The organism is Curtobacterium sp. 1544, assembly GCF_040544915.1.
Lineage (GTDB): Bacteria > Actinomycetota > Actinomycetes > Actinomycetales > Microbacteriaceae > Curtobacterium > Curtobacterium pusillum_C.
Genome location: NZ_JBEPKX010000052.1, coordinates 1 through 8372, shown reverse-complemented (window position 1 = coordinate 8372; position 8372 = coordinate 1). Strand labels below are relative to the sequence as shown.

Genomic DNA, 8372 nt, shown 5'->3' with positions numbered 1-8372 from the left:
CGGCCCCCCCCCCCCCCCCGGGGGGGGGGCCCCCCCCCCGGGGGGGGGGGGCGCCCCCCCCCCCCCCCCCGGGGGGCCCCCCCCCGCGCCCCCCCCCCCCCCCCGGGGGGGGGGGGGGGGGCCCGGCGCCCCCCGCGCCTCCAGTCCGTCGTGGGGTCGCGTCCACCGCGACCCGCATGTGAACAGCACGTGTCGCGAAACTGGCAGAAGCCTCCGTAAGCCTGTACCCCTCCCAAACCGCACCCCCACCACCCCCGAATCGGGGGCATGACCCGAATCGATACCCCCGTTGTGGTGTCATCCACCACCGGTGCGGTGCCCGTCCAGACGCGCGCGCCCTTCGCGCGACTGGTGACGCTGGCCCGACAGCTCGTGTCCTTCGGCAGCATCGGCGCCGTCTGCTTCGTCATCGACCTCGGCGTCTACAACCTCCTCCGCGCGACCGTGATGCCCGAAGGGCCCATCGCCGCGAAGATCGTCTCCGCCGTCGTGTCCACGGCCGTCGCCTGGGTCGGCAACCGGTTCATCACCTTCCGCGCCGAACGGCAGACCGGCCGGCGCGAGACCCTCCGCGAAGGGCTCCTCTTCGCGGCCACGAACCTCATCGGGCTCGGCATCGCCGCCGCCTGCCTGTTCGTCTCGCACTACGTCCTCGGATTCACCTCCACCCTCGCCGACAACGTCGCCGGCAACGGGGTGGGTCTCGTGCTCGGCACCGCGTTCCGGTTCGCCGCGTACAAGGCCCTCGTCTTCCGTTCCACCGACGCTCACGCGAAGGAGCTCGCCGAATGACCATCTCCGCCACGCTGCTGACGGCCGCCGGGCCGCTGCTCCAGCCCAACGAGGGGACCGCTCCGTCGGGGGTCCCGAACCGGGGAACGACCGACGTGCCGACGGGAGGCTCGGGTCAGGTCTCGCAGGGCGCCTGGTCGCTGGGCGAGTGGATCGGGTACTCGACCCTCATCGCCGTGTCCGTGCTGCTCACGATCATCGCGCTCACCACCCTCTGGTGGATGCTGCACGCCTGGCGGTCGCGGGACGCGCTGAAGTCGACGAGCTTCAGCCAGACCCCGCTGCCGGCCGCCCACCGGTTCACCCTGCTGGTGCCCGGACGTCACGAGCAGGACGTGATGGGCGAGACGCTCGACATGCTCGCGAAGCAGGACCACCCGAACTTCGAGATCATCGCGATCGTCGGCGAGGACGACCCCGAGACGGACGCCGTCGTGCGTGCCGCCGCGGCCCGCCACCCTGAGCTGATCCGCGTCGTGGTGGACGACACGGCGCCGAAGAACAAGCCGAAGGCGATGAACCTGGCGCTGCAGTACGCCACGGGCGACATCGTCGGGGTGTTCGACGCCGAGGACGAGGTCTACCCGCGCCTGCTGTCCCTGGTGGACTCGCGCTTCCAGGAGACCGACGCCGACGTCGTGCAGGGCGGCGTGCAGCTCATGAACTTCAAGTCGAGCTGGTGGTCGCTCCGGAACGTGCTCGAGTACTACTTCTGGTTCCGTTCGCGCCTGCACTTCCACGCCGGCTCCAAGTTCATCCCGCTCGGCGGCAACACCGTCTTCGTCACCCGTTCCCGCCTGGAGTGGTCGAACGGGTGGGACGCGCACTGCCTCGCCGAGGACTGCGAACTCGGCGTCCGGCTCTCCGCCGACGGCGCCAAGGTCGTCGTCGCGTACAGTCCCGAGGCCGTCACCCGCGAGGAGACCCCGCCCACCTTCGCCTCTCTGCTCAAGCAGCGGACCCGGTGGAACCAGGGCTTCCTGCAGGTGCTCGGCAAGGGGGAGTGGCGGAAGCTGCCGTCCTTCCGGCAGCGCTTCTTCGCCCGCTACATGCTGACGATGCCGTTCATCCAGGCGGCGACCGGGCTCCTCATCCCGCTCAGCGTCGTGATGATCCTGTTCGTCAAGGTGCCGACTGCGATCGCCCTCGTCTCCTTCGTGCCGCTCGCCCCGACGCTCATGCTGCTCGCGGTCGAGGTCGTGGGGCTCAACGAGTTCGGCCGGATCTACGGCGAACGAGTGCGCGTGCGCGACTACGTGAAGCTCGTGCTCGGCCTCGTGCCCTACCAGGTGTTCCTCGCCGCGGCTGCCGTTCGTGCCGTCGTCCGGCACGCCAAGGGGCAGAACGGGTGGGAGAAGACGGAGCACACCGGGCAGCACCGGACCGCTGCGCAGCCGGCCGAGGTCGTGGGGTTCGCGAACGCCGTCACCACGGATCGCTCGGACGAGCGTGAACTCGCCGATTCGACCACTGGAGGGACCCGATGACCGCCAGCATCACCAACACGACCGGCATCCCGATCCGTGGTGCCGTCGCGGGCCAGCGCTCCGGCGTCGGCGCCTGGTTCCGACGGCACGCCGCGAGCCTCGGCTGGCTGCTGCCCGTCCTCGCCGTCACGGTCGTCGTGCAGGCGTGGAACATGTCCGGCACGCCCCAGCGCATCGACGACGAGGGGACGTACACCGCCCAGGCGTGGGCGATCGCGCACCTCGGCGAGATCACGCACTACACGTACTGGTACGACCACCCGCCGCTCGGCTGGATCCAGATCGCCGGGTACACCTCGCTGACCGGGGCGTTCGCGCGCTACCCGTTCGCCGTCGAGGCCGCGCGCGAGGCGATGGTCTTCTTCGCCGCCGTGTCGAGCATCCTGCTGTTCGTGCTCGCCCGCCGCCTCGGCACGGGCCGGGCGACCGCCGCCGTCGCGGGCCTCGTGTTCGCCCTGTCGCCGCTCGCGCTGCAGTACCACCGCACCGTGTACATCGACAACGTCGCGACGCCGTGGCTCCTCGCCGCGTTCGTCCTCGTGCTGAGCCGACGCCAGCAGCTCGCCGGGTTCGCCGGGGCCGCCGCGTGCCTCGGGATCGCCGTGCTCTCGAAGGAGACGTACCTGCTCGCGCTGCCGTTCCTCATCTGGATCGCGGTGCGTCGGGCCGACAAGAGCACCCGTCGGTACACGCTGAGCGTGGCGGGGGCCGTGCTCGCCGTGATCGGCGGCGGCTACCTGCTGCTCGCCGCGGTGAAGGGCGAGCTCCTGCCCGGGACCGGACGGGTCAGCCTGTTCGAGGGCATCACCTACCAGCTCGGGTCCCGCGCGGCCTCGGGGTCGGTGTTCGACTCGGGGAGCCTCGCGAACGAGGCCGCCTCGCAGTGGTGGGCCCTCGACCCCGTCTTCATCGTGCTCGGGTCCGTGGCCGCCGTCGTCGGGCTCTTCCTGCGTCGGGTCCGCCCGATCGCCGCGATGCTCGTGTTCCTGCTGCTCTTCATGTTCCGCCCGAACGGGTACCTGCCCGTGCCGTACGTCATCATGCTCATCCCGTTCGCCGCGCTGCTCGTGGCGTACACCGCCGAACGCGCCGTCCTCGCGATCGCCGGGCGCACCCGGACCCGCACCCGCCTCGGCGGTGCCACCCGTCGCGGCCTCGGCATCACCTGGCTGGCGGTCACCACTGCGGCGCTCGTCGTGGCGGTCCCGCTCTGGGGCGGACAGCTGCGCGGCTTCGTGCTCGGCAACCTCGACCTGCCGATGCAGCAGGCCGAGGAGTGGGTCGGGGACAACGTGCCGAAGTCCTCCCGCCTGCTCGTCGACGATGCCATGTGGGTCGACCTCGTGCAGGACGGCTTCGCCCGGAACAACGTCGTCTGGTACTACAAGCTCGACACCGACGCCGCGGTCGAACGCCAGTCGCCGAACGGGTGGAAGGACTCGGACTACGTCGTCACGACGGACTCCATGCGGACCGGTGGCAACTCGTCGTCCGACATCCGCCAGGCGATCGAGAACTCGACGTCCGTCGCCGCGTTCGGCACCGGGAACCAGCGGGTCGACGTCCGCCGGATCCACTCCGAGGGCCGTTCCGCCGCTGCAGAGGCGATCACCGCTGCGTCGAACGGGCGGAAGGCGATGGGCACCGAACTGGCCGCCAACCCGTCACTCCGGGCGGACGGCGGGACGAAGTCGCAGTTCCGTGCCGGCCAGGTCGACTCGCGGGCGATGATCGCGCTCGGCCAGGTGCTCGCCGACCGGGCGATCAGTGTCGACCGGTTCACGCCGCTCGAGGGGGAGACCGGGCAGCCGTTCCGCCGGGTGGTGCTCGACGCGTCGGACGCCTCGGCCGCCGCACGGATCGCCGCCACGCTCGACGCGATGTCCGACGCCTTCCGCCCCGCCTCGGTGGAGCGGGACGGCTCGGAGCTCACCGTGACGTACACGCCGGCCGACCCCACCACGACCGCGACGAGCGCCTCGTGACGGCCCGCGGACGCGAGCGGGCGAAACACACGGGCACCTGCCCCGGACCCCAGCCGGAAGAGCCCGCTCGCGTGATCGGCGTCACGGGTGCGGTGGGGAGCGCATCCGGCGAGCGGGCGAAACACATGGGAGTCAGCCACGTGACCGAACCGGAAGAGCCCGCTCGCGTGATCGGCCGAGCCACACGCCAGCACCAGCACCAGCAGCACCAGACCCGAACCACGACCAGAAGGAGCACCACCATGCCCGCACCTCGTCGCACCCGCACCCTCGTCGTCGGCGCCCTCGCCGCGACCCTCGTGGCCGCCACCGTCGGCCTCGCCCCGCAAGCAGCCACCGCGGCCACGCCCGCCGCCGGCACGAGCGACGAGGGTTGGCTCCGCGTCGGCCACCTCTCCCCGGACACGAAGGGCGTCGACGTCGAACTGTCGAGCCTCTCCGGCGGCAAGAAGGTGTTCGAGCTCGACGACGTCACCTACGGCCAGGTCAGCCCGTACCAGGAGCTCCCGGTCGGCACCTACGTCCTCTCGATGCGCGCCGCGAACGCCCCCGACTCCACGCCCGTGATCTCCACCGACGTCACGGTCGACAAGGGGAACGCGAGCACCGTCGTCGCCTACGGCAAGAACTCGAAGCTGAAGACGACGGCCTTCACCGACGACCTGCAGCAGCCGGGCGACGGCAAGGCGAAGCTCCGGCTCGTCCAGGCCGCGACGACCGCGAAGAAGGTCGACGTGAGCACCTCCGAGGGGACCGCCGTCGCCGAGGGCGCCGCGTTCGGCACCGCCACGAAGTACGCCACCGTCGACGCCGGCAAGTGGACGCTCGACGTCTCCGGCAGTGGGCAGCAGGGCACCGCGAAGGTCGCCCTGGCCGGAAACACCGTTTCGACGCTCTTCGTGCTCGACGACAGCAAGGGCGACCTCACGGTCGTCCCGGTCACGGACGCCGCGGCCACGGCCTCGACACCGTCCGGCGGCGTGCAGACCGGCGGTGGCGGCGCAGCCGCCGACCCGACCACGCAGGCGGTCCACGCGGTCATCGCGACCCTCCGTTCGCTGTTCCGCTGACGCACCGGCCTGGAGGCGCGGATCACCGCAGCCGATCCGCTCACGTGATCCGCGCCTCCAGTCCGACCCCCGCACCCACTCAGGAAGGCAGGCCGCATGACCCGCAGGACCTGGATCCCCGTGACCGCCGCAGCCGCGCTGGTCGTCGCCGTCGGCATCGCGCTCGTCGCGGTGCGCCCGTGGGGCGACCCCGCGCCGCAGGCCGGAGGTGCGTCGACCCCGACGTCCTCCGCGGCGCCGGACGCGGCGCGCTCGCCGGAGCAGCTCCGGACGGACTTCCTCGACCGGTACGTCCGTGACGGGCGCGTCGTCCGTACCGACCAGGGCGGCGACACCGTCAGCGAGGGGCAGGCCTACGGGCTGCTCATCGCCTACGCGAACGGCGACCGGAAGACGTTCGGCGAGATCTGGTCGTGGACGAAGCGGCACCTGCTGACCGACGACGACCTGCTCGCCTGGCGGTGGACACCCGACGAGGGTGTCGTCGACGGGCAGTCCGCGAGCGACGCCGACCTCGACGCCGCGCGGGCCCTCGTGCTCGCCGGTTCGGAGTGGGGCGAGTCGCGGTACACGGCGGCGGGGAAGACCATGGCGTCGGCGATCCTCGAGCACGAGACCGCGACGACGGACCTCGGCACGATCCTGTTGCCGGGTCCGTGGGCCGACTCCGAGCCGTACCGGTACGACGCCTCGTACGCATCGCCCGCGGCGTTCGAGGTCCTCGCGAAGGCGACGGGCGACGACCGCTGGACGTCGCTGTCGGCGGGGTCCCGTGCGGTCACCGCGGCGGTGCTCGAGGAGTCCGACCTGCCGAGTGACTGGTCGCAGGTGCACGCCGACGGCAGCGTCGACCCGATGCCGGCGACCGGTGGCGACGGCCGCGTGCTGTACGGCTACGACGCGATGCGGATGCCGCTCCGGTACGCCGAGGGGTGTGCGGCGGCGGACCGGTCCCTCGCGGGGTCGATCGCGCCGACGCTCCGGCGGAGCACGCAGCTCGCGGCGCAGCTCGACCTCGGCGGCACGGCCGTGACCGGGGACACGAGCGCCCTGGCGTACGTGGCCCGGGCCGCGGCGGAACAGGCGGCGGGGCAGTCCTCCGCGGCGACCGCCGACCTGCGCCGGGCCGACCGGACGGCCGCGACCACGCCGACCTACTACGGGGACGCGTGGGCGGCGCTCGGCGCGACCATGCTCACCTCGGACGTGCTCGGCGGGTGCGGGACCTCGGCTGGAGGGGCGTCGTGACCGGCCGGCGCCGCGCGCGCGGTGCCGGTGCAGCTGGCGGGGCCGAGTCTCAGGCTGGCGGGGCCGAGTCTCGGGCTGCGCGACGGGACTCGCGGTCCGGTGCCCGAGGAACGTCGCCCAGGCCGAGTCTCGGGCCGTCGGGTCGGCGGCGCGGAGTCGTCGTGGGCGCGGTCGTCGCGGCGGTGGTCGTGGTGGGCGGGGTCGCAGGGGTTGCCGTCGCGACGACCAACGGCACGTCCGGTACCGCGGGCGCGCCCGCCGCTCCGGCGACGTCCTCGCCGTCGTCCGGGAGCAACGGCACCGCCGGGTTCCAGGACCCCGCAGCACCCACCGACCGTTCCGACGCGACCCCGGTCAGCGTGACGATCCCCGCCATCGGTGTGTCGTCCTCCCTCGAGGACCTCCACCGCGGTGCCGCCGGCGAGCTCGACCCGCCGAAGGACTGGGACAGCGCCGGCTGGTTCAGCGACGGCATCGTCCCCGGCGAGGTCGGCCCCGCCGTCATCGCCGGGCACGTCGACAGCCCCACCGCCGCAGCCGTGTTCTTCCGGCTCGACGAGCTGGTGGCCGGCGACGAGATCCACGTCGCCATGTCCGACGGCACCACCCGCACCTTCACGGTGGACCGGTCGGAGCGGGCCGCGAAGTCCGCGTTCCCGACCAGCGACGTCTACGGCACCGCACCCACCCCGCAGCTGCGACTCATCACCTGCGACGGCACCTTCGACACGGCCACAGGGCACTACACGGACAATCTGATCGTGTTCGCAGACCTCTCGTCGGATTGACGCAGGACCCGACCGATATCTTCGATGTCAAGCGCAAGGAGCATCATGAGCACGACCCTGGTCATCATCCCGACCTACGACGAGGCGGAGAACGTCCGACCCATCGTCACGCGCACACTCGCCGCGACCGACGACACCGTGCACGTGCTCGTCGTGGACGACAACTCCCCGGACGGCACCGGTGACATCGCCGACGCGATCGCCCGCGAGACCGACCGGGTCCACGTGATGCACCGCACCGTGAAGGACGGCCTCGGCGGGGCGTACCTCGCCGGGTTCGCCTGGGGCCTCGAGCACGGCTACGACAAGCTCGTCGAGATGGACGCCGACGGCTCCCACCACCCCGAGTACCTGCCCTGGATGATCGAGCTCGCGGACACGAACGACCTCGTCCTCGGGTCCCGCTGGATCAAGCACGGCAAGGTCGAGAACTGGCCCTGGTACCGCGAGATGCTCTCGCGCGGCGGGAACCTCTACACGCGTCTGGCCCTCGGCATCGCCGTGCGGGACGCGACGGGCGGCTTCCGGGTGTTCACCTCCCGCGCGTTCGAGCGCATCGACCTCGCCGGTGTCGCGTCGAAGGGGTACTGCTTCCAGGTGGACCTCTGCTGGCGTGCCCTCGAGGCCGGCCTGCGCGTCGTCGAGACGCCCATCACGTTCACCGAGCGCGAGTTCGGCGTCTCGAAGATGAGCGGCAACATCGTCCGCGAGAGTCTCACCCTCGTCACGAAGTGGGGCATCGACCGGCGGCTGCGCGAAGCGCGCTCCCTGGTCAAGGACCACCGTCGGCTGCCCTCCGTGCGGACGAACGCGCACGCGGTCGCCGACCACGCGGCCTGACGGCCGGCGACGAACGAACGGACGGGAGGCGCGGGGGCCCCGGGGCCCCCCCCCCCCCGCCCGGGGGGGGGGGGGGGGGGCCGCCGGGGGGGGGGGGGGCGGGGGGGGGGGGGCCCCCCCCCCCCGGGGGGGGGGCGGGGGGGGCGCGGCGCGGGTGGGTGA

General features: G+C 72.5%; 7 protein-coding genes. All 7 read left to right on the top strand.

Annotated features, from left to right (window positions below):
* Positions 1-294 precede the first annotated feature (294 nt).
* The 7 genes from ABIC61_RS18520 to ABIC61_RS18490 all read left to right on the top strand — a co-directional run bounded on the left by ABIC61_RS18520 (position 295) and on the right by ABIC61_RS18490 (position 8210).
* Positions 295-792 (top strand): GtrA family protein, encoded by a 498-nt coding sequence (locus tag ABIC61_RS18520; protein ID WP_354031081.1) that lies wholly within the window; start codon positions 295-297, stop codon positions 790-792.
* The gene (locus ABIC61_RS18515; protein ID WP_354031080.1) at positions 789-2279 is read left to right on the top strand and encodes a glycosyltransferase; all 1491 of its coding nucleotides are present in this window, start codon (positions 789-791) and stop codon (positions 2277-2279) included. The genes ABIC61_RS18520 and ABIC61_RS18515 overlap by 4 nt, the downstream gene beginning before the upstream one ends.
* Complete coding sequence (locus ABIC61_RS18510; RefSeq protein ID WP_354031079.1) at positions 2276-4264, top strand: ArnT family glycosyltransferase; 1989 nt, start codon at positions 2276-2278, stop codon at positions 4262-4264. Before ABIC61_RS18515 ends, ABIC61_RS18510 begins: the two co-directional genes overlap by 4 nt.
* 242 nt (positions 4265-4506) lie before the next feature.
* Entirely contained in the window at positions 4507-5334 is an 828-nt protein-coding gene (locus ABIC61_RS18505; protein WP_354031078.1) for a DUF4397 domain-containing protein, read from the top strand.
* A 96-nt stretch (positions 5335-5430) separates the two neighbouring features.
* On the top strand, positions 5431-6582 hold the full coding sequence (locus ABIC61_RS18500) for a family 8 glycosyl hydrolase (RefSeq protein WP_354031077.1): 1152 nt from the start codon (positions 5431-5433) through the stop codon (positions 6580-6582).
* 161 nt (positions 6583-6743) lie between these two features.
* Positions 6744-7370, top strand: coding sequence for a class F sortase (locus tag ABIC61_RS18495; RefSeq protein WP_354031076.1), 627 nt, complete (start codon positions 6744-6746; stop codon positions 7368-7370).
* 45 nt (positions 7371-7415) lie between these two features.
* Positions 7416-8210, top strand: a complete 795-nt coding sequence (locus tag ABIC61_RS18490; RefSeq protein WP_222121990.1) for a polyprenol monophosphomannose synthase — start codon at positions 7416-7418, stop codon at positions 8208-8210.
* Positions 8211-8372 lie beyond the last annotated feature (162 nt).